Below are 21,986 nucleotides of genomic sequence, written 5' to 3' on the forward strand. Positions count from 1 at the left end.
ATTAACAAAATGTCTGATGTATTAACATATGACCCGAAAAAAAATATCATCATCTATGGGAGCAAGCAGCTTACGGGCTTCGCTGAGGATGACATGATTACCATTAAGCCGCTGGGCGATGGCATGCAGATCTATAGCGGCGCTGACGGTGAAGTTGGCCGAAGCGTCGACCCGAACCGCACTTTCGAGGTTAAAGTCAGCCTGGCTACATCCTCGAAGAGCAACGACTATTTAAGTGAATGCTACAATAAGGACCGCCGCACTGGCAGCTATATGCTCCCGTTGACCATCAAGGACCTCAGCGGCTCGACGCTGTTCTTTGCCAAGCAGGCCTGGGTGCAGAACTTCCCCGAATCGAAACGGGGTCGTAACATCGACAACCAGGACTGGACGTTCAACACCGGTCAGGTAAACGACCCGGTCATCGGCGGCAATGATTAACGAGGAGGCTAAAGCATGAGTATCATTTATCAGGGCGGTGAAACGAAGAAGTGGGACCAAGGCCAGTATACCTTTGCTATCCGTCAGTTCCCGCCGTTCCACGCCATGAAAGTGCTGGGTGAGCTCCAGAAGGTGCTTGCCCCGGCCCTGGGTGGCGCTATTGGCGGTATCAGGCCAGAAACGCTGGACCAGGACACGAACAATGTCATCTTTATCGGCAACACCGTGGCCGACGCCTTGAATGGGCTGGCCCGCAGCATGGACGGCGACACGCTGGAAAAAGTATCTGCCATGTTATTGGACCCGGATTATGTCAGCGTCGCCCCGCTTCACACGAAAGACTTCCAGCAGCTCGACGAAAGCGCCGTCAATGAGGTCTATAGCGGTCGCATTTTCGATATGATCGTCTTGATGGTTCAGGTATTTAAAATCAACTATCTGGATTTTTCCAAGCTCTCGAGCGTCCCGACTGGAGTCCTCGGAACGTTGCGAGGGCTGAAGCAGTCATTCCAGGCAAATGTTCCGAAGAGTTCACGAAAATGACCTTCATCTACCGCGTACTGGATGCGGGCATGGTCACCATGACGGAACTGAAAAGCGGCCTGGTGTCCCTGGCCGACCTTGTCGGGATGACGCATTATCTCGACATGAAGAGTGATATCGAGTACGCGAACCTGAAGAAGTATGACAAGCCGGAAGGGGGTGGGCGCCATGGTCGTCCGTGAACTGATTACCAAAATATCGTTTGCTGTCAATCGAGGCGGCCTGGATGCGGCCAATAACGGCATTTCCCGCCTCAAGCGGAGCCTGGGAGGCATCGGCGGGGCCAGTTCCATGGCCAGCCGTATGTTCGGCAACAGCGCGGCGAATATGGTTGCTTCTGCCACCAAGGCTGAGATGGGGATTTCCCGCATCAAGTCATCCGTCAACAGCCTCATGGGTTCCCTGGGGCCGCTGGCCGGGGCGATGGCCGCGGCTTTTTCCATCAGCGCCATCAAGAACACGGCCGATGAAATGATGAGCCTGGATGGCCGTCTCCGTTCCGTCACGTCGAGCGAAGAAGAACGGCGTGGCGTGGAAACGCAGCTGTATGAGTTATCCCAGAATAACCGCAGTGCCCTGGCTGAAATGGGCGACCTCTATTTCAGTACGGCCCGGGCCTGCAAGCAGATGGGACGGTCGCAAGAGGACGCCATGAGGACCACGGATATTGTATCTAAAGCCCTCACGCTAGGCGGTGCAACGACGGAACAGGCAAAAGCCTCTATCTTGCAGTTAGGCCAGGCATTAGGTTCTGGTGTTCTTCAAGGCGACGAACTCCACTCCCTCGATGAAAATGCCAGCCTGCTCATGCAGCACATGGCCGAATCTATCGGCGTGCCCCAAGCAGCCTTGAAAGATATGGGCAAACAGGGGCAATTGACGTCTGATATGGTCATCGACGCCATCCTGGCCAGCGGGGCGGCCATTGATTCCGAATTCAATGGCATCCCGCTGACTATTGGCCAAGCCCTGACCCAGGCCAGCAACTCGTGGAAAATATTCATTCTTCGCATCGAACAAGGCACTGGCATCTTTTCCGACATCGCTACCAGTCTGAGCCAGGTATTTAAAGAGATTTCCCAGGGGATGAACGACATTGTCACCATCATGTCGGGCCCGGGAGATACGGCCGACTCAATGGCAGCCTTTGAAAAGGCGAAGGAAGCTCATCCGTACATCGTAGCTATCGGCGATGCCTTGAAGACGGTCTACAATCTGCTCAACCAGATTGGCGAGGCCACGGGCATCGACAACCTTATCACGAAAACCATTCTGATTGCAGGGGCCGTGGGCGTCATGGCCGGGGTATTTTCCGCTGTCGGGACTGTTGTCGGCGCCGTGGCTGGCGTCATCTCCGGCGTGTTCGGGGCTATTTCCGGCGTCATTGGATTCATTGCCGCGGCTGGTTGGCCTGTCGTGGCGGTCATCGCCGCCATTGCGGCCGCCATCTATTTCGTCAAGAACCACTGGGATGAAGTCATGGCTGCTTTCAGCCCTGGGCTTGAGATGATGAAGCAGGGGCTTGCCTTCCTGGCCGACGCCTGGGAACGGATACAGCCTTTCATTAAAGCTTTAATTCCCCCCTTAAAAATGATTGCTGAAGTTGTTGGCGGCGTCATTGTGACGGCGTTAGGCATGTTTTTCAGTACGGCCGGTTATGTATTCCGTGGCGTGGCGGCTTTGATTGACACTGTAGCCTCGGCCTTGCAGAAGGTCGGTGAATTCATCCAATGGTGTGCCGACGGGCTGGCAGGGCTCATCAATAAAGCGAAAGACTTTTTAGGTATGGGCGGTCAGATCAGCGCCGAAGGGTCGGCCCTGGAAAGCTTTGCGAACCGGGTTATCCCGACGGGGAACAGTTATTCGAATACGAACAATTATCAATTGAGCGTTGGCACAGTGCAAGACGCTATCGGGTTTGCCAGCGGTACGAACTTTTCGCCGTATGGATAAGAGGTGAGATATCATGGCATTTATGAGTGGTAGTAATATCAGCAATATCGGTACCAGTCTGGCAGGCGGATTAGCCGGCGGTTCCGGCTTCATGCCATGCAGTAATACGGGCGTGCTCCCGAAGCTGACACAACCGGCACAGATTGGTGATATGCTCGAATGTGACGTCATCCTGTCACGGGTTACGACATTCGAGTCGGAGGTCACGCAGTTTCCAGTAGAGGACGGCTTTTCCATTTCGGACCATTGTATCCGCAAGCCGATGAAACTGACCATGGAAGTGTTGTTTACCCCGACGCCGGTCACCTGGTTCATGGCCGTATTAGGCGGTTCCCGCCACAGCCTGAACCGAGTCATGGATGCCATTATGGACATCTGGAAGAAAGGCGAACCGGTCACCATCAAACTCGTCGACGGCATCTATACGGACATGGTTATGACCAGCGCCCCCATGCCGAGGCGCTCCGAAGATGGGTACTGTTATAAGGCAACGCTGGAATTCCAATATGTGCGCCGGGTCACGCAGCGGACGGAAGACATCCCGGAAGACGGCTGTAATGCCGATGCCCAGGGAAAAGCCGGCCAGACCGGGAAAGACGGCGGTATGGCTGCCACTGAGGAAATCGGTACTGGGCTCCAGACCATCGACCCCAGTACCGTCGGAAATGCGTCCTCCGATGAAGATATTTGGACCCAGATTGCCACAGGCAGCGTCGACCTCAGCCAGTTCGGGGCCATTGGCGTCGGGCTGGAACATACGGCGGCCATGGCTACGGTATCCATTGCCCAGTCCATGGGCGGAATGGGGGCGGTGCTCTGGTGATTACGATTAGTGCCTTAGATGCCAATTCGTTCGTCGAGTCGGTCATCCTAGACTCGATTCTCTACCGGCTCCGGCTGAATTGGAACGATGACGGCCAGTATTGGACGCTCGACGTCTGCAATAATGACAACTCCGAGCTGGTCCGCGGTATCGTCGTCGTGCCGAATTTTCCATTGCTCCATGCGTACCGCCGCATCAAGGGCCTGCCTCCGGGCGAGCTGTTGGCCGTCGTGTCCAGTACCAGTATTTCGGATATTGGCCGCAAAGATTTCATCAGTGGGAGAGCCCATCTGATCTACATGCCGAAGGAGGAATTGACGAATGTTGTGGAATCGGCAGTATAGGGTCAAGTTCCCAGGGATAGGCCTGGAATTTGCCAATACGCTCCGCATCTCTTTCGACATCACGAAAGACCTGTCGAAGAATACGAACAAGGGGAAACTAACCATTTGGAACCTCAGCGACGAGACCCGGCATAAAATCAACGTTCCCGATACCAAGGTCGAGCTCTATGCTGGGTATAAGGACAACGGCGGGGCCGTCCGGCTCTTTGTCGGGTCGGTCATCAGTGCCCAGACGAAAGACGATGGTAAGGACGTCACGACGGAACTGTCGCTCTCCGATGGTCAGACGGCCATTCGGGATACGGCTTTTTCTCTATCATTTGCACCGGGGACTCCGGGCAATACTATCATCCAGTACATCGCCGATGAAATGGGGCTGCCCCTCGTCTGGGGCGACGGCGTCCAGTTCGGCACATTCAAGGATGGGTTTTCCTTCGTCGGCATGGCCGCCGATGCCCTCGACGCTATATGCTATGGTTCGGGCGTCAAATGGAGCATCCAGAACGAAATCATCCAGCTCATCAAGGAAGGTGGCACGGTCAGCAACAAAGGGCTGGTCTTTGCCCCAGATAGCGGCCTTATCGGGAGCCCGGAATGGTACACTAAGGCCAACTCTCAGCCGAATACGGCGACGCCTAAGCGCAAGCGCAAGCAGGCCGAGAATACGGACCCGTCGACAGCCTCGTCGGGCTGGAAGGTCAAGACGCTGCTGTCGCCGACCCTCAACCCGGGCGACCTGGTCAAGGTAGAATCCCGTTACGTCGAAGGCTGGTTCAAAGTCCAGTCGGCCCACCATACGGGAGATACCTATGGCGACGAATGGAACAGCGAACTCGATTTAGTAGACCGGAACGCCACGCTCCAGTCTCCCGAAAGTGATGCGGCCAGCAACACGGCCGTCTATGGGAATGGCGGGACAAGCGGTGAAGTCAGTACCAACGTCGACGCCGGTTGTGAAGCCGTGGCCAACAGCCAGGGCGGCTATATCCCTGACGGCTGCGTATACCGGGTCACGGAAGCCGGGTCTTATTATTCGCCGTTCCTCAAGCAGGAATACGATAACGGCCAGTGGGGCGTTGACGGTCTTTGTGCCGACGCCGGCGACAACTGTATCCCATACGACCCGAGCCAGCTCGAAAAGGGCGACGTCATCGTATTCTATAACGACGACCACAGCGAAGGGCATGTCGGCATATGCGACGGCAACGGTGGCATGTGGCACAACAGCTACACTCAACAAAGCTGGTATCATGCCGGCGATACCGACATGGGCGACCAGTATCCACAATACATCATCAAAGCCAGCCAGTGTTAAGGGAAGGTGTTTTTATGCAATCATCTAATGAATTACGGGACATCGTAGACGGATGGATAGCTGGTTCAGTCAATAATATTCATACCGCCATGCCTGGGAAAATCATCGACTACGATGCCGGCGTCTGCCAGGCTAGTGTACAGCCGGTAGGGAAATTCAAGGTGCAGGATGGACGCAGCCTGCCGTTCCCTATCGTGCATCATGTACCCGTCATATTTCCCAGTGGCCTGGGTGGTACAGCGGGCGTCACGATTCCATTACAGGCCGGTGATGGCTGTCTGCTCGTGTTTGCGGAGTCCCAGCTGGACGACTTCATGAACGGCGGCGACAGCGACAATGAACGGCGCCATAGCATCAACGACGCCATCTGTATTCCAGGCCTGTATAACCGGGGATGCCGGTCGGCCAGCCCGTCCGACGTCTGCCTGTTCAACGGCGGCGTAAAAATGGTCATTAGCTCCGGCGGCATTACCGTGACCGGCGGCGACCTAGTCGTCGGAGGCATTTCCGTGACGAAGCACACCCACACCGGGGATAGTGGCGGCACCACGAGCGCACCGAAATAGGAGGCATAGACATGGCCTATGATTTAGCAATGAACGTACAGACGGGCGACTTGGTCGTCCGGAATGGCGACCTGATGATCGTCAACAATGGGGAACGGGTCGCCCAACAGGTGCTCATTACGCTGCGGGAATGGCTCGGCGAATGGTTCCTGAAAACGAGCGACGGTGTCCCCTATCTTGAATATATCTTAGTCAAGAACCCCAACGAGGCCCACGTCCGGCAAGTCCTGTCGGAGGCCATTCAGAGCGTAGAGGGGGTCAAAGGCGTCACGGAGCTCGAATTCACATTCAACCGTATTTTAAGGACGCTCACAGTATCGTATGAGATTGATACCGATTATGGATTTATCACGAAAAAGGAGGTGCTGGGATATGGCAGATAGTGAAAACGTTTATGGCTTGACCCGTGACGGCTTCCGGCGGAAACGGCTACCGGAAATCCTGTCCGACATCAACCGCCGGGTATCGGACCGGCTGGGCGTTGAAATCGAGACTGGGAGCAACAGCCTGTTCGGGCAGCTTCACGGCGTGTTTGCGTACGAAATCGCCGACCTGTGGGAGCAAGCCGAAAACACCTATAACGCCATGTATCCGAACACGGCCACGGGCGTCAGCCTGTCCAATGCGGCGGGCCTGGCGGGTATCTCGGCCATTTCCGGCACACAAAGCCGGCTGCTGGCTACCTGTTATGGCACCAACGGCACGGTCATCCCTTATGGGGCACAGATATCCAGCAGTAACGAAAACGGCAGCTACTGGGAATGTATCGCCACTAATGCGGCCATCTCGAAAGAAAAGGCCTGCTATGCCGCATATAGTATCAGCAGTGCCGTGAGTGCCGGTACGGTTTATACACTGACTATCAATGACAAAACGGCCAGCTATGCCGCCGTTTCCGGGGATACGGCCAGCAAGGTGCTGAGTACCTTGGCAAAAAACTTTACCGGCGTTACCTATTCTATCGACAGCGGGGTCCTGTCCATACGGACGACGACCAAAGGGGAGACCTTTGCAACGGATGCCCAGAATGTCACTATCAGCTCTATCGGTACACCGATTCAGTTCCGCTGCGTGACGGTCGGGGCTGTCAATCCGGACATCGGCACCATCAACCAAATTGTCACCTCGATTCCCGGCTGGACCGGGGTCTTGAACCAGTACGCCGCGTCTGTCGGCCAGGATGCCGAAACCGATACCCATTTGCGGCAGCGCTGGAACCGGTCGCTCTTTAGCCGCGGGTCCACGAATATTGACGCCATCGCCGAAGCCCTGGTCGATAACGTGACAGGCGTTACGACATCCAAGGTGTACGAGAACCGGACCGATGCGACCGATTCTGACGGTCGTCCGCCACACTCCATCGAGGCCGTCGTAGAAGGCGGGGAAAATGACGACATTGCCCAGGCACTCTGGGAAACGAAAACCGGCGGCATTGACACATTCGGCAACGACAGCGGCGTCGCTACGGATTCGCAGGGCGTGCAGCATACGATATATTTCAACCGCCCGCAGCAGGTCAAAGTCTGGATGAAGATTGTCGTCGGCAAAAACCCCGACGAAGTCTTCCCGCCTGCGGCGCTTAACGAAATCGCTGACGCGGTACTGGCGAAAGGGCAGGCGCAGGAAATCGGGCAGGACGTTATCTTGCAGCGGTATTTTTCGTCTATCTTCTCGGCTACGACCGGCGTCGGGTATATCAGCCTGACGGCCTGCACTGGCGACACGGCAGACGAATATACGACGGAAAATATAAGTATCAACGACCGGCAGATTGCCGTATTTGACGCGACCAGAATCGAGGTGTCTAAACAAGATGAGCAGTAACCGCACGGAAAGTATGGAAAACCATCTGATTGGACAGTTTCAGAGAAAGCAGATATTGCAGGCAATTCTTGAGGCATTAGGTGAAGAGCTGGACGAATTAGAGCAGGCCTTTTCCGACCTGAGGGATAAACGATGGATTGATACGGCAGAAGGGGCACAGCTGGACGGTATTGGTACTATCGTCAATCAGCCCCGGCAAATTGCCGACGCGATTCAAATTTCATTCTTTGGCTTTCAAGGGCAAGATAATACACTGGGGTTTGAACAGGGACGCTTCCGCGCCCCTTGGGAGACATGGCTGCAAAGTGTCAGTCTAAGAGATCCGGAATATCGGAAAATATTATGGTTAAAAGTTTTCAAAGACGTTTCAAGCGGCACGGCTGAGGATACTATCGTCAGCACGCGTCGCCTTTTTGATTCTCCGTATGTCGTATTGAATGAGATAGGGAACGCGAAAATATTAGTTGGTATTGGCAAGGTGTTAGATGTGAACGACTTGTCGATTGCCCGGGCGGTAGACCTCATTGTCCGCGCTGGCGGCGTCGGCGTGCAAGGCATGTCTATGTTTGAGTACGAAAATTATTTCGGGTTTCTGGGACAGCCGAACGCGAAAGGGTTTGATGTCGGCTCGTTTGCTGATGAAATCTCTGTTGTTTTTTAACAGGAAAGAAAGGACGGGTAATATATGGCAAATAAGACAGATTTTTCTATGATTTGGGGAAGCAATGCACCCGATAAATACGAATTTACCCCCGAAAATTATATGACGGGCTGGCATTTTGTCGGTAGCGTGCCGCCGTCGCGAACGATGTTCGATTCATGGATGCGGATGCAAGATGAAAAATCACAATATTTACACGACATTATGAGCGATGCTTTCGGGACTACATCCCCCGGGGGCATCGCTATTGACGACACAAAAGTGCCGACAAGTGATAAAAATAATCTAATTACGCTATTATCCAATTTAGCAAATGTCGAGAAAGGGATTATTGGCGACACGTCGTGGCGAGATAATCCCGCAATTACGCTAGCTGCAATGAGTGCTTTTGTACAGCAACTAGCCGCGGGCAGTGACGTCGAGTGGTCCGGAAACACATGGAAAAATAAAAAGTTGGGCATAACGGGGCTCTCGAAGCAAAATGGCTATATTTCACTTGGCCCGAATTTTGGAGGATTAATTATACAGTGGGGATACCTTGCCGAAATCAGTACGGACCAGTATATTACCTATCCTATCGCTGGGAGCTCTGGAAGTGTTGGTGTTGTAAGTCCCACGGATCCAGCGCTACCTGTAGCCGGTGACATGCACACGGCAACTCAATTCCGGGTCCGGTGCAGTAAAAGCACTAACTTCAGATGGATAGCATTGGTTTGGTAAACAGTGGGGAAGTCAGCTAGTAGCATTAAACGGTTACACTCAGAGCTTTTCCCTACCATTACACATCTCGTATGCCATGGCTGCCGTTATGACGATGAGGAGTGGCGACTTTCCTGGTTATGTGGCTTGCCCGTACTGGACAGAGTGCACAACAGACAAAATCATGATTACTCCGGATTATGAAACTCAACAAGGATACACTGGCACAGGGCAAAGCACGGTCACATGGATACTGCTGGCCATATAGACAGTGGGGAATGTGTTCTGGAACTAGTGATAAACAAGACCAGTGGTTCCAGCCATTCCCGCTTACTGCATCTAAATGCCTTTCAGTATCGCTGACTAGACACGGGGGAGATAGTGTTGCATATATCGTAAGAATAGTTAGCGTTGTAAATAACGGCTTCTACTGGACAGATGCGTCATACGTAACCGGGACTCATGGGAGTGGCGACCCAAATTTATGGATTGCTATTTGCCAATAACTATGCCTCTTACTGTTGTTGAGGAATAACCGGTACTATACAAGCGCCAATCTAGTCCCGTAGTTGTCACATTAGTAGTTTGTGCAACACAATTTGGGGTATCTACTGATATTGCTACCGAAAAAACATTCTGAAATGCAACTGGGAAAACAATATGTGTCGCTTCTCCCGTGTTCTTTACTCCCGTATCAATTACCCACTGTTTAGTTACCGATTATAATACTTCTCACAGTTGACGATCGATAGCCTGTATTAGTAATAGACCATTCCAAAGATTTTGTAGTAACATTTCCAGTTCTCAATATGCTATTCGGAGTATCAACAGAGGATGCTACTACAAATACATTAGACATTAATAGGGGATATGTGATTACTATACTTTCCCCAGTGTTCGGCACGCCTGTATTAATTACCCACTGTTTATACGGATTTTATAATCGCCATTGAAATAAGAAAAAAGGAGTGATAAAAAACGAGAAATCCAAATGGGGCCGGGTGCATAAAAAAGCTGCCCGGCAAACGACGACGACCATATATTTTTGTCGTAAGCCACAATAAAAAGCAAAAAGTCATCGGGTACTTTGCTCATTATGCGGACGCTCTCGGATGTCAAGCGCAATGGGTACAGCAGCACGAAATTTTATCGCCAGTGCGCTATGTAGATGAGCGCGCAATACCGCATTTTAAAATTGTGCCGACATTTGGGGAGTGCTTCCGTGCGTGGGAGTCGGCACATATATCACGATATGAGCCGTCTAAAAGTTCGTTGGCAAGTTATCACAATGCATATACAAAATGCAAGCCATTGCTCAATCGCCCAATCGACCGCATTACATGGGCAGACATGCAGGGGCTTATTGATGATATGCAAGCTCAAGGGCTGTCGTACTCGAGTAAGAAAAAGGTAAAAAATATCTGCTCTATGGTACTTGATTATGCCGTAGCTATGCAGTATATCGAGCATAATTACGCGTCGCTGGTAGACATTGGAAAGAATCTCAAGCCGCGCCCGCATCGGCCGTTTACCGAAGGAGAAATTGCGACTTTGTGGACGCATCAATCTGACCCTGGGGCCGACGTTGTTCTCATGCTGATTTATACCGGTATGAGGGTTAACGAGTTGCTAAATATGGAGCGGCAAAACGTCGACGTGGCTCGTCGCTTTTTGCATGTCGTGAAATCAAAGACTGCGGCCGGCATCAGATATATCCCGATACATCATCGGATTTTCCCGCTGGTCACGCAAAGAATGAACAATAGCACGCGGTATCTCGTCGAAGACGCGCGTGGGCAGCCATACACATATGGGCGCTTTACACAATGCTGGAGTAATCTTTTGACGCGGATCGGGATGGAACATAAAACGCATGATTGCCGTCATACCATGGCCAGCCGACTAGACACGGCGGGAGCCAATGAGACGGCACGACGACGCATTTTGGGACATGCGCAGCAGACCGTCACGGAAGGCTATACGCATAAAAGCATCGAGGAGCTGCGGGAAAATATCGAAATGCTCAAGTGAGGAGGCAAAAAAATGAAGGATTATTTAATAAAGTTCGGGGATGACGGCCGGCGCGGGGCGACGTACGCAGATGGAGTACATTATCAAGTCGCAGATGACGGCACAGTGCAAAGCACGTCGATTGATGTTGATGGCCTTTTGCAGCAAGGATATATTTTTGTAGACGCCAAGGACTACAATAATTTGCTCGGCAACAACAGCGAGCAGCGAGAATATTGTCGCCAGCCGGATGGCTCTTTTGCGCCGTACGTTGCGCCAGAGCCGACGCAAGAAGAAAAAGCGTACGCAGAGCGGCAGAAGCTTGAAAGTGATTATGCTGCGACAAAAAAACAGCTGGCGAGCGATTTAGCTACGGCCATTTTACGTGGCGATACTGATGCGCAAGCAAGCATACAAGCAGACTACACAGCATTGGAAGCTAGCTATGCAGAAGCAATTGCAGACTGAATGAGAGGTGAAAATCATGGCAATGTTATTTAAACCAGCGAAACGCTGCCCGTTTTGTGCACATAAATTAGATGCAACGACAAAATTATGCACGAATAAGAATTGTATTGACTACAACGGCAAAATCACAGCGACAAAGACTAAAGCGCAGGAAACGGCAACGCAGACGACGGAGGCATGAGCATGGAATGGTTAGGTATTATAGGGTCTCTGTCGGCTGTATTTACAGTTATCGGAGCGATTTTTAATTTTTCCGTTATTCGACCGCTGAACGAATCTATTCATAGTTTGTCGTGCGTTATAAAGACAATGCAGCAGGCGCTGCGAGATATAGATGAAAAACGACAAGAAGCGGCTGAAAGATTGGCAAAGGTAGAATCTTCTGCCGCATCCGCGCATCATCGGATTGACACGCTGGAAAGGCGGTTGAACAATGATATTTGAAAAAATCAATATTAGTGATTGCTTAGTCATATTAGCGCTGGCCGCGGCGCTAATCATGGATATTTTTTTTAATCATAACGAGCTGGCGATGTCTATCGCAAGCGGGCTGCTTGGTTATATCGGCGGAACAGGAAAAACAGCGTTGCAAAATAAAAAAGGAGACGATAAAAATGAAGGTATACATTAATCCCGGACACGATACAAAATACGATAGCGGTGCTGTACATACAGACGCAAACGGCGATGTAGATTTGCGAGAATGCGATGTGGCGCTTAAAATTGGCTCAAAAGTCATGAAATATTTAACCGCCGCCGGGTGTGACTGCCGCTTATTGCAGTCAGATAATCTCTATTATGATAGCGATTATGAGGACCGCACCGTTCCTGTTTGCGAAGACGCAAACAACTGGGGCGCAGACGTATTTGTTAGTATCCACTGTAATGCTTGCAATGGCAACGCCCGCGGCACGGAAGTCGAATGCTATGACAGTAATAGCAACGGCGGCACGCTGGCCAAATCAATACAAAATCAGCTGGTTACATCGCTGCCAGTTATCAATCGAGGCGTAAAAGAAATGCCGCGGCTTATTGTACTCAAGCATACAGACATGCCGGCAGCACTTGTTGAAACGGCGTTCATCGACAATGATGCGGATGCAGAGCTGCTCGAAAGCAGAACCGACGAATTTGCCCGGGCTATTGCGCGCGGCGTCACAGACTACGAATGTAGCTTACAGTAATTTAAGGAGGATAAAAACATGGATAAGCAAGAAATTTTAGACGTTATGGCACAGAAAGCAGCAGAAATCGCGAAAGCTCAGGCAGCAGCAGTCGTATCAAGTATCACCGTCGACGAACTCCGCCCGCTCGTAGAATCGCAGATCAAATTAATCACCGGCCCGCTCCAAGCTGAAATCAATAGTACGACGTCGCCATGGGTCAAAATCCGTAACTCCGTCTATATCAAGCTCATCAACAGCGCAGTGGATGCTATTATCAACAGCATCCAGATGGGATTGTCTGACATGAGCAAGTAGCCGCGAAATATGAAACTTATGGTATGTAGCCCCTTGGTCACGATCGTGGCCGGGGGCTATTTTTTTGTTGCAAATTTTGCGAGAGGTGGTATACTATAGTCAAGTCACGGCAGAGATATTCTGACCGCGAGGATTGAAATTGTAAAATTGACTAGTACGTTAGTACCCGATCAAGCAAAAAGGCTTGTCTACCAAAACGGTATGACAAGCCTTTTTGTTTCTTTTGATTGACAGAGAGCAGGAAACTTAAAAGAAAAAACTGAAAAGATCTAAAATTAGACTTGATATATTGTACTACATGCAGTACAATATAATCAGAAAGAGGGACAAGGAAGCCCCGGGAGAAGTCGAAAGGAGCGGTAAAAATGAAGGTAAATATTACATACAGCTGTGGCCATGAAGGAACTATCGAAGTATTCGGTAAAGCGGAAGAACGCGAACGAAAAATAAAATATTTTGAAGAATATGGGCTGTGCCCTGATTGCTACAAAGCAGAAAAACAGGGCGCAGAAAAGTCATTTGCTGAAAAGTATGAGCTGCCGGAATTACAAGGCTCAGAAAAGCAGATTTCTTGGGCAAACAAAATCCGGAAAGAAAAAATTGAAGAATTTGAGAAGGAAAAACCAGCGATTCGCAAAGGCGCTGGAGACGATTTCGCAGACTTTTTCGATGGATTTACCGACCATTACTATAAAAATAATTCGGCATCGTGGTGGATTGACCACCGAGAATGGAGAACGTTTAAAAAGGAGCTGTTAAAAGAAGCCGTAACGACTTTCAAGGCATAAGATGCCAGATAAAACAAACAAATCGACCCTGCCGAGAAATCGGCGGGGCTGATTTGTTTGTTTTTATCGTCTTATACGTATAAAAATGCGTAAGATTTTGAAGAAACAGGAGGAATAATATATGGAAGAAAGTAGAAAGAAAGCCAATAAAAAGTGGCTTGCAAAGAACTATGAGTCGATAACAATCCGCGTGCCGAAAGGGACACGCGAGCAAATTAAGACCTGGGCTGATGAAGCTGGCATGAGTATGGCGGCCTACATTCAGCAGGCATGTAAGGAAAAAGCCGATGAAATCAAGGAACAAATCAAAAAGGGCAGCTCGAAATGAGCTGCCATCTCCATCCTCGCAACACAAAATACATTCGTTTTCTGTTGACGTCGTAATAGACGCACAATATACAAAAATACCGGCAGGCCGCTTCCTGCCTAAAATCCCAGTTCTCAAAACGGCAACGGAGGCAGCATAAAACGGGGACAACATAAAATATGTAATATAAAGAAATTTTTATTTATTGATGTAGGCAGAGAACAGAACGAGAACAAAATACTTAAAACCAAAAGTAAATGATAAGGAGTAAAGGGATTCAATGCCTGAAATATCCATGATAAAATGGGGCTTTTTAATGCTCGAAAAACTAGGTGAAAATCAGTGAAAAAATGCCTGGCATGATGTAAGAGTAAAGGCATAACAAACCTCTTAGTGTAAATAGGAAGGCCTCTGCGGCAACGCAGGGGCCTTTTCTTGTCGCGCTCTCCTGGAAGAGCGCAGAAGCTCATACAGGGGCATGGCCGCATCAGCAGCGTGACGTCATAGACCACGATTGCGCCAACGCCTTCTCATAGTAATGTTTAGCTTGGCTAACATGACTGGAAGTTACCTTGGTAATTTACAAAAAAGAAAAAAAGATGAAAAAAGTACTTGCTTTTTTATCCAAATCCTAGTATAATTCCTATTGTTCGATGGAGAACACATGAGTTATTCCTCAATAGCTCAGTCGGTAGAGCAATCGGCTGTTAACCGATTTGTCGTAGGTTCGAGTCCTACTTGAGGAGCCAAGGCCCCTTGGTCAAGTGGTTAAGACACCGCCCTTTCACGGCGTGAACGTGGGTTCAAATCCCGCAGGGGTCACCATCTTGGGCGATTAGCTCAGCTGGGAGAGCGCCTGCCTTACAAGCAGGATGTCAGCGGTTCAAGCCCGTTATCGCCCACCAAGATAAACTACCTGTTTCTAATGAAAATTAGAAACAGGTAGTTTTTTTTATGTCAAGTCCCGCTGCCGGGGCTTGACATTTTTTTTTGCTATGCTATAGTAATAAACGGTTAATCAAATTAATTAATTTACTTAATTAATCTACTTAACTAATTGGGATGGGGGAGAGGGTATGAACCCACCGTTTCAGGAATTATCCTATGCTACGCGCAGGATGATCGTTGCGGATACGGAGGCGTTAAAAGAATTTGGCCTGACCTATTCGCAGTGGACGTTTATGGTGTACGTAGCTCACAACCAGCCGACGACACTGGTTGCCATAGCCCGTTATTATATGATCAAGAAACCGGCCATTACGGCCATTAAAAAGAAGTTTCTCGATAAGGGCTATATTACAGAAGCAGCAGGCACGGACCAGCGGGAAAAACGCGTTTCCTTTACCCCTGCAGGCCAGGACGTCTACGACCGGATTAACCACAAAATACGGGCCATGGAAAAACGCTTTTTCCACGCTCTGAGCAAGAAAGAGCTGGACCAGCTCCAGGAAATGCTATACCGGATCAATAAGGAGGGTTTTGAACCGTGAAACAGTCCATTTGGACACGTGATTTTATCTTAGTTACGTGCATCAATTTTTTTCTCTATGTCATTTATTATCAGCTCATGCTTTGGTCGACAAACTACGCCATGGCCACCTGGCACGTCTCTATCGGTGAAGCCGGCCTGGCTTCCAGCGTCTTTATCATCGGTGCCCTCATAGCCCGTATGCTCACTGGCCACGTCGTTGATATCCTAGGCCGCAAACGAATCCTTGTCTTGGCTGCCGTCATCTATTTGGCTGCCTTGCCCCTCTATTTTGTCGCTTCGGAAATCAGCCTTTTCATACTCGTCCGTATTATCCATGGCTTTGCCTACGGCGCCTCGTCTACAGCAGCCGGCACCATTGTCGGTGCTATCGTGCCCGTAGCCCGGCGCGGCGAAGGCATTGGTTACTTTGCCCTGGGCAATACATTAGCTTCGGCCATTGGTCCCTTCTTGGGCATTATGCTTTGTGCCGGCGGGGAATATTTCAATAATATCTACGAATGCATCGTCATCGCAGCATTGACACTGGTCATGAGTGTCATCCTGAAAACGCCGGAACACGCTGCTACAGCAGAAGAAAAGGAAGCTCTCAAGGAAATTTCCTTCTCCAGCTTCTTTGCTGTCAAAGCACTGCCTATTTCGGTCATTGGCTTTTTCTCGGGTATTGCCTATTCGTCCATTTTGAGCTACCTTGGCGCCTACGCCCAGTCCCTCGATCTCGTATCGGCAGGCTCCCTCTTTTTCATCGCCTATGCGGCTCTTTCGTTCTTAAGCCGTCTCTTTACAGGCCGTATGCTCGATAACTACGGCGGTAACGTCGTCATGTATCCGGCCCTCCTGTGCCTGATGGCCTGCCTCCTCGTCGTCGGCTTTGCATCCGGACCGCTTTACTTTATTATTGGCGGTATTCTCCTGGGCCTGGGCTTTGCGACCATTTCTTCCGTCGGCCAGGCCTTGTCGATCCAGGGCATTCCCGGCAGCCAGATCGGCCTGGCCACGTCAACCTTCTTCGTCATGATCGATCTGGGTATTGGTGTTGGCCCATACACCCTGGGCGCTGCCGTGCCGGCCTTCGGCTTCTCCGGTGTCTATTTCCTGGCGGCCCTCATCGTCTTCCTCTCTGTGCCCCTTTATTACGTCCTCATCAGCCGTTACGGCATGTTTTCCGTCCGTTGGATGAAGGTCATCCAGCGTAAGACGGAATGGCAGGAAGAGAAGAAGAAATGCAGAAGCGTATAGACCTGTCTGGTCAGAAGCCCCGACCTGTGGCATAATAAAAGAAATACGTATGTAATAAGATAAAGGGGGCTGAGGCCATGTCCGCATTACACGAAATCGACGCCTTGCTGGAAGGAAAAAAACAAGAAATCCTACAGGCCAGTGACACCATTTGGGAATATGCAGAACTCTCACGGGAAGAAACAAAATCTTCTGAACTGCTCATTTCGATTCTGGAAAAAGCAGGTTTTACAGTAGAACGCAATATTTGCGGTGTAGAAACGGCGTTTATTGCTTCCTATGGGTCAGGAAAGCCCGTTATGGCCCTTTTGGGAGAATACGATGCCCTGGCCAATTTGAGTCAAGTCGCCGGGGCTACGGAAAAATGTGCCTGCCCGGGCCAAGAACACGGCAGTGGCCATGGCTGTGGCCATAACCTTCTCGGTACAGCCTGCCTGGCGGCAGCACTGGCCGTAAAGGATTACCTGCAGCAGCATCATCTGCCTGGTACAATCCGCTACTATGGCTGTGCTGCCGAAGAAGAAGGTGGCGTCAAACCATGGATGGCCCGGGATGGCTATTTTGATGATTGTGACTGCGCCTTTACGTGGCATCCCAGTGATACGACAGGGGTCTTCAACCTGCGGCACTATGCCGATAAAGTTTTTTATGTCGAATTCTTTGGCAAGTCAGCACATGCAGCAGCCAGCCCGGAAATGGGCCGGAGCGCCCTCGATGCGTGTGAGCTCATGAACATCGGCTGTAATTACCTGCGCGAACACGTCGTGCCCAATTCACGTATTCACTACGCCTACGTCGATGCCGGCGGTACGGCTTACAATATCGTTCAGTCCCACTGTGTCATGAAATACGGCGTCCGCTCTATGTACATTAAAGACGCCGAAGAAATTACAGAACGCGTTAAAGATGTAGCCCGCGGTGCTGCTCTCATGACAGGGACGCGCGTTGAATTTAAGCCCCTCATGGGCTATTCCGATTGCTTCCAAAATGCCGCCTGCGCCCAAATCCTGAACGAAGCCATGGAGGAGGCCGGCGGACCGCAATGGGATGACGCAGACTACGCCTCTGCAGCTGCGTATTTGAAAACCTACGATCCGTCTATGCTGGACAAGCTTTCAGACGTAGTCAAAGGCCGCTATCCGAAAGACCAATGGCAGGAAAAGAAAGCCTATCCCCTGGATACGCAGATTACTGCCTTCGATCCGACACGGCTGCAAGCCGTATCGGCCGGCTCCACCGACGTAGGTGACGTAGGCTATGTCACGCCGACGGCCCAGTTCGTCATGGCCACGCGCACACTGGCTACACCGGCCCACTCGTGGTACCAAACCTCGGCGGGCGGCAGCACCATTGGCCACAAGGCCGTCATGGCCGCTGCACGCGTTCTGGCTCTGGCCTGCGTCAAAGCACTGGAGCAGCCGGCACAACTGGAAAAAGCCCGGGCTGAATGGCTGGAAACTACAGGCGGCGAATACCATTGTCCCATGTAAAAAAGAGCATATAGCAGCGAAAAAGCAGACTGTCACAGGCAGCCTGCTTTTTTTGTGGCAGAAGAAAGATTAAAACAAAATGAGAAAATGGCAGGCCAATTAATCTTCCATGAGAATTACATTAAAACACATAAGAAAAGTCGATACCTATGATATGATGAACGGGAAAAAGATGGCAGGAGGTACACGTATGAATGCAGAGAAGGATCTATTCATTACCAAAGGGACATCTGTACAGCAGCTGGTACAGCAGATTTTAACGGCTGCCGTCAGCCGTCATGCCAGCGATATCCATGTGGAACCGCTGGATACGGTCATCCGCGTCCGCTACCGTATCGATGGTGTCTTGTGTCAGGTCGGTACGCTGCCGTTGGCCAGCCTGGCGAAAATCACAGCCTGCATCAAAGTCATGAGTAAGCTCGATATAGCTAACACGCGTATTCCCATGGATGGCCGATGCCGCTGGCAAAAAGGGGGCCGGCAGGTAGACCTGCGGGTGAGCACCATGCCGACTGTGCGCGGTGAAAAAACGGTTATCCGCCTCTTGTATAGCAGCGCCGTTCCACAAGACTTGCAGCATCTGATTCCGTATGAACCGTCACGGCAGGTCTTGCAACAACTTGTCCAATCCAGTCATGGCCTGTTTCTGATTAGTGGTCCTACAGGGAGTGGCAAGACGACGACCTTGTATGCAGCCCTGCGGGAAATCGATAGGGAAACTCTCAGCGTGGCCACCTTGGAGGACCCTGTAGAATTACGGGTCAATGGATTTTGCCAAAGCCAGATTAACGAAAAAGGAGGGCTGGGATTTCAAAATGGGTTACGGGCTTTATTGCGGCAAGACCCGGACATACTGGTTATCGGCAAAATCCGCGACCGGGAAACGGCAGAAATAGCTATACGTGCAGCTCTTACAGGGCACCGCGTGTTTAGTACACTCCATACATCACGGGCTGTAGATGTACCCATACGTCTTCTCGATATGGGGATCGAACCGTACCTGGTAGCCGACGCCTTGCTGGGGATGGCGTCCCAGCGCTTGGTGCGACAGCGCTGTCCCGCTTGCCGCTCAGGCCACGACGAAAAGCCCTCTGCTGCTGCGGAATCCTGTCCTGTCTGCTTTGGTTCCGGCTACAGCGGCCGCTCCTGCTTGTGCGAAGTCGTACCGGCAGGGATTCATGTACGTCAGGCCATACGCAGGCAAGCAGGCCGGGAAGCCATGGTCGAGGCTGCCCGGAGCGATGGTGCCGTCCTCATGGATGAGTGCATCCGGCAGGCTGTAGAAAGCCGGTTGACGGATCTGGCAGAAATCAAACGGGTATATGAGGAGTGAAGGCTATGCAGATGGATGATCTGATTGCCCGTGCCGTGCGTCAGCATGCTACGGATATTCATCTACAGCCGGGGCAGGCAGTGCGGCTGCGCCTGAACAGTGAACTGATTGCCCAGACTGATTGCTTTGTGTCACCAGAAGAATTGCAAGCCTGGCTAACACATTTCCCCTTATATAAGGAATTAAAAAAGGGGGATTATTCCTTTTCACTAGACTGGCTCGATCGGATACGCTGCCGTGTCACCTTGGCCGAAACGCATGCAGGACCCTATGTCAATATACGGATCCTGTATCCTTTGGACCAGCTGCCGCCGGACGATGATGAAGCGTTGCTGCAGCGGCTGAGTTTACAAACGGAAGGGCTAGTTCTCCTCTGCGGGCCGACTAATAGTGGCAAGACGACGGCTCTTTGGCGGATGATTCACTATCTGAATCAAACCCGTCCCTGCCATGTCATTACCCTGGAAGATCCCATTGAAATTGTCTTGCCGGGAGAAAAGGCCTTGATTACGCAACGGGAACTGTATCAGCACTTTCCCAGCTTTGCTGAAGGTGTCCGTCAGGCCCTGCGGCAGGATCCCGATGTCATCCTTGTAGGAGAAATGCGGGATGCCGAAACGATGGACGCAGCCCTGACGGCAGCCGAAACGGGTCATCTTGTTCTTTCTACATTGCATACCTGTTCGGCAGCCCAAGCGGTCACCCGTTTTGTCGGCGCCTACCCGGGAGCTTTGCAGGAAGAAGTCCGTTACCGTCTGGCCATGGTATTGCAGGCCATTCTGTCCCAGCGCAGGCATTGCCTTAATGGCAGTGTGCGCATCATCAGGGAGATACTTTTACAGACGCCGGCGGTAGCCCAGCTCATTCGCAGCGGCAAGGAACACCAGCTGCAGACCATTATTCAGACCAGCGCCTCCCAGGGGATGCGGACCATGGAACAAGCAAGCCGGTATGCCAGGAGGGAAAGAGGATGAAAGAATTTCGCGTGACTGCCCGCCGCCGATCAGGAGAAACGGTGACCCGTGTGTTACGGGCTCCGTCCCAACAAGCTGTGAGGCAACTGTTAGAAAGGCAGGAGTGGCACATCGTAGAAATAGAAGAAAAAACAAGGGAAAGCCTGTGGAACAAACAAATTCGGCGCAACCGGCCCTTTAAGGCGCGTGTGCTAAGCCATCTTTTTCAGCAACTGGCCGAAATGATGCGCTCTGGTATTCCCTTTGTAGAGGCTTGGCGGTTACTGATTCTAGAAGTTTCTAACAAGACGCAGCAAGACAAGCTGCGCCAGATTCTGGCGACGATGGAAGAAGGTGTGGCGCCTTCGGAGGTATTAAACCAATCGGGGTTGTTTCCGCCTTTTGCCTGTCAATTACTGTATGCCGGCGAGTATTCCGGCAGTCTTGAGACGATGCTGGGCCTGTTGGGAGACTTTTACGAAAAGACGGACCGGCAAAAGAAGCTCTTTTTGCAGGCCCTGCTGTATCCGGCCTTTTTGTTGCTTTGCACCCTTTGCATTCTCGTCGGTGCCGTATGCTGGGTATTGCCGGTATTTTCAGAGATGTTTGCACAATTGCACTTGACGCTGCCTCTATTGACGCGCCTGCTGTTACGTATTTCTGCCCTGGTACAGGCTCATGCGGCCGTCATTATCGCCACAGTACTGCTCTGTGTTTTGGGGCTGGTGTATGCCAGCCGCAGGGCTGCATGCCGTGCCTGGTTTATAGAACAGACTATGCGCATACCGGCTGTACGGCGTCTCTATCTGATTGGATGCTGGCAGCGCTTTAGCAGTGTCCTGGCCATTCAGCTGGCCGGGGGTATTCCCCTTTTACAGGCTATGCGGCGGGCCTCGGCTGTTGTCCCCTTAGTCTGGTACCGGCATAAAATGACCCGCTGTATGACCCGGATCGAAGAGGGCGGCTCATTTTCACAAGCCATAAAAGGCGAACTTATCAGTACACCTTACGTAGAGACGATGCTGACAGTAGGCGAGTCGACGGGCAGCTATGACACGATCTTTTATAAAATTGCCGCGTATTACGAATGGCGCCTGTCGGTCTTTTTTACGACCCTGCGTAGTTTATTGGAACCCCTGCTCATGACGCTTACCGGCCTGATTATCGGCATCGTCGTCATGGCCCTGTTGCTGCCTTTATTTGATGCGGCAGCCGGCATGGGGTAGCGATCACCTATTTCATGAGAGGAGTAAGATCAA

General features: G+C 51.2%; 27 protein-coding genes and 3 tRNA genes. All 30 read left to right on the forward strand.

Translation table 11 applies throughout. The features are described from left to right. The first annotated feature begins 9 nt into the window (after positions 1-9). The 30 genes from PGX44_RS07620 to PGX44_RS07765 all read left to right on the forward strand — a co-directional run bounded on the left by PGX44_RS07620 (position 10) and on the right by PGX44_RS07765 (position 21,953). Complete coding sequence (locus PGX44_RS07620; RefSeq protein ID WP_498854895.1) at positions 10-441, forward strand: phage structural protein; 432 nt, start codon at positions 10-12, stop codon at positions 439-441. Positions 442-456: 15 nt separating this feature from the next. Continuing rightward, entirely contained in the window at positions 457-984 is a 528-nt protein-coding gene (locus PGX44_RS07625) for a phage tail assembly chaperone (protein ID WP_440339542.1), read from the forward strand. Then, positions 981-1,166: a hypothetical protein gene (locus PGX44_RS07630; protein WP_440339543.1), complete on the forward strand. Its 186-nt coding sequence runs from the start codon at positions 981-983 to the stop codon at positions 1,164-1,166. Before PGX44_RS07625 ends, PGX44_RS07630 begins: the two co-directional genes overlap by 4 nt. Continuing rightward, on the forward strand, positions 1,153-2,937 hold the full coding sequence (locus PGX44_RS07635; protein ID WP_498854896.1) for a tape measure protein: 1,785 nt from the start codon (positions 1,153-1,155) through the stop codon (positions 2,935-2,937). The genes PGX44_RS07630 and PGX44_RS07635 overlap by 14 nt, the downstream gene beginning before the upstream one ends. A 13-nt stretch (positions 2,938-2,950) precedes the next feature. Continuing rightward, the gene (locus PGX44_RS07640; protein ID WP_498854897.1) at positions 2,951-3,760 is read left to right on the forward strand and encodes a phage baseplate protein; all 810 of its coding nucleotides are present in this window, start codon (positions 2,951-2,953) and stop codon (positions 3,758-3,760) included. Beyond that, positions 3,757-4,104 carry a phage baseplate plug family protein gene (locus PGX44_RS07645; protein ID WP_498854898.1) on the forward strand — a complete coding sequence of 116 codons (348 nt, stop codon included), beginning with the start codon at positions 3,757-3,759 and terminating at the stop codon, positions 4,102-4,104. Before PGX44_RS07640 ends, PGX44_RS07645 begins: the two co-directional genes overlap by 4 nt. Beyond that, positions 4,082-5,419 carry a phage protein gene (locus PGX44_RS07650; RefSeq protein ID WP_440339547.1) on the forward strand — a complete coding sequence of 446 codons (1,338 nt, stop codon included), beginning with the start codon at positions 4,082-4,084 and terminating at the stop codon, positions 5,417-5,419. The genes PGX44_RS07645 and PGX44_RS07650 overlap by 23 nt, the downstream gene beginning before the upstream one ends. A gap of 14 nt (positions 5,420-5,433) precedes the next feature. Next, complete coding sequence (locus PGX44_RS07655) at positions 5,434-5,985, forward strand: Gp138 family membrane-puncturing spike protein (RefSeq protein WP_440339548.1); 552 nt, start codon at positions 5,434-5,436, stop codon at positions 5,983-5,985. A gap of 11 nt (positions 5,986-5,996) precedes the next feature. After that, a complete protein-coding gene (locus tag PGX44_RS07660; protein WP_444322130.1) occupies positions 5,997-6,368 on the forward strand; it encodes a contractile injection system sheath initiator in 372 nt (123 codons plus the stop codon). Next, positions 6,358-7,809 (forward strand): baseplate J/gp47 family protein, encoded by a 1,452-nt coding sequence (locus PGX44_RS07665; protein WP_440339550.1) that lies wholly within the window; start codon positions 6,358-6,360, stop codon positions 7,807-7,809. The genes PGX44_RS07660 and PGX44_RS07665 overlap by 11 nt, the downstream gene beginning before the upstream one ends. A 13-nt stretch (positions 7,810-7,822) precedes the next feature. Continuing rightward, on the forward strand, positions 7,823-8,470 hold the full coding sequence (locus PGX44_RS07670; protein WP_498854899.1) for a baseplate wedge 1 family protein: 648 nt from the start codon (positions 7,823-7,825) through the stop codon (positions 8,468-8,470). Between the two features lie 24 nt (positions 8,471-8,494). Then, positions 8,495-9,190: a hypothetical protein gene (locus PGX44_RS07675; protein ID WP_498854900.1), complete on the forward strand. Its 696-nt coding sequence runs from the start codon at positions 8,495-8,497 to the stop codon at positions 9,188-9,190. A 1,134-nt stretch (positions 9,191-10,324) separates the two neighbouring features. Further along, a complete protein-coding gene (locus PGX44_RS07680; protein WP_440339553.1) occupies positions 10,325-11,200 on the forward strand; it encodes a tyrosine-type recombinase/integrase in 876 nt (291 codons plus the stop codon). 12 nt (positions 11,201-11,212) lie between these two features. After that, positions 11,213-11,647, forward strand: coding sequence for a hypothetical protein (locus PGX44_RS07685; protein ID WP_440339554.1), 435 nt, complete (start codon positions 11,213-11,215; stop codon positions 11,645-11,647). Positions 11,648-11,663: 16 nt separating this feature from the next. Continuing rightward, positions 11,664-11,828, forward strand: a complete 165-nt coding sequence (locus PGX44_RS07690) for a hypothetical protein (protein WP_498854901.1) — start codon at positions 11,664-11,666, stop codon at positions 11,826-11,828. Between the two features lie 2 nt (positions 11,829-11,830). Beyond that, positions 11,831-12,091, forward strand: coding sequence for a hypothetical protein (locus tag PGX44_RS07695; RefSeq protein ID WP_498854902.1), 261 nt, complete (start codon positions 11,831-11,833; stop codon positions 12,089-12,091). Beyond that, a complete protein-coding gene (locus tag PGX44_RS07700; RefSeq protein WP_498854903.1) occupies positions 12,081-12,278 on the forward strand; it encodes a hypothetical protein in 198 nt (65 codons plus the stop codon). Before PGX44_RS07695 ends, PGX44_RS07700 begins: the two co-directional genes overlap by 11 nt. Further along, a complete protein-coding gene (locus PGX44_RS07705; protein WP_498854904.1) occupies positions 12,262-12,831 on the forward strand; it encodes an N-acetylmuramoyl-L-alanine amidase family protein in 570 nt (189 codons plus the stop codon). Before PGX44_RS07700 ends, PGX44_RS07705 begins: the two co-directional genes overlap by 17 nt. A gap of 18 nt (positions 12,832-12,849) precedes the next feature. Continuing rightward, entirely contained in the window at positions 12,850-13,128 is a 279-nt protein-coding gene (locus PGX44_RS07710; RefSeq protein ID WP_498854905.1) for a hypothetical protein, read from the forward strand. A gap of 365 nt (positions 13,129-13,493) precedes the next feature. Continuing rightward, complete coding sequence (locus PGX44_RS07715) at positions 13,494-13,916, forward strand: hypothetical protein (RefSeq protein ID WP_498854906.1); 423 nt, start codon at positions 13,494-13,496, stop codon at positions 13,914-13,916. 121 nt (positions 13,917-14,037) lie between these two features. Continuing rightward, the gene (locus PGX44_RS07720; protein WP_498854907.1) at positions 14,038-14,244 is read left to right on the forward strand and encodes a hypothetical protein; all 207 of its coding nucleotides are present in this window, start codon (positions 14,038-14,040) and stop codon (positions 14,242-14,244) included. Positions 14,245-14,896: 652 nt separating this feature from the next. Beyond that, positions 14,897-14,972, forward strand: a tRNA-Asn gene (locus PGX44_RS07725). Between the two features lies 1 nt (position 14,973). Further along, positions 14,974-15,048, forward strand: a tRNA-Glu gene (locus PGX44_RS07730). Between the two features lie 4 nt (positions 15,049-15,052). Further along, positions 15,053-15,128 (forward strand) — tRNA-Val (locus tag PGX44_RS07735). 171 nt (positions 15,129-15,299) lie between these two features. Next, on the forward strand, positions 15,300-15,713 hold the full coding sequence (locus PGX44_RS07740; RefSeq protein ID WP_498854908.1) for a MarR family winged helix-turn-helix transcriptional regulator: 414 nt from the start codon (positions 15,300-15,302) through the stop codon (positions 15,711-15,713). Beyond that, complete coding sequence (locus tag PGX44_RS07745; RefSeq protein WP_498854909.1) at positions 15,710-16,951, forward strand: MFS transporter; 1,242 nt, start codon at positions 15,710-15,712, stop codon at positions 16,949-16,951. Before PGX44_RS07740 ends, PGX44_RS07745 begins: the two co-directional genes overlap by 4 nt. A gap of 77 nt (positions 16,952-17,028) precedes the next feature. Then, a complete protein-coding gene (locus tag PGX44_RS07750; RefSeq protein WP_498854910.1) occupies positions 17,029-18,441 on the forward strand; it encodes an amidohydrolase in 1,413 nt (470 codons plus the stop codon). Positions 18,442-18,631: 190 nt separating this feature from the next. Beyond that, positions 18,632-19,774 (forward strand): GspE/PulE family protein, encoded by a 1,143-nt coding sequence (locus tag PGX44_RS07755; protein WP_498854911.1) that lies wholly within the window; start codon positions 18,632-18,634, stop codon positions 19,772-19,774. Between the two features lie 5 nt (positions 19,775-19,779). Then, complete coding sequence (locus tag PGX44_RS07760) at positions 19,780-20,748, forward strand: type IV pilus twitching motility protein PilT (protein WP_498854912.1); 969 nt, start codon at positions 19,780-19,782, stop codon at positions 20,746-20,748. After that, positions 20,745-21,953, forward strand: coding sequence for a type II secretion system F family protein (locus PGX44_RS07765; RefSeq protein ID WP_498854913.1), 1,209 nt, complete (start codon positions 20,745-20,747; stop codon positions 21,951-21,953). The genes PGX44_RS07760 and PGX44_RS07765 overlap by 4 nt, the downstream gene beginning before the upstream one ends. The last annotated feature ends 33 nt before the right edge of the window (positions 21,954-21,986 follow it).

It is taken from the genome of Caecibacter sp. AF58-12pH5A (genome assembly GCF_027681725.1).
In the GTDB taxonomy this organism is placed as follows: domain Bacteria; phylum Bacillota; class Negativicutes; order Veillonellales; family Megasphaeraceae; genus Megasphaera; species Megasphaera hominis.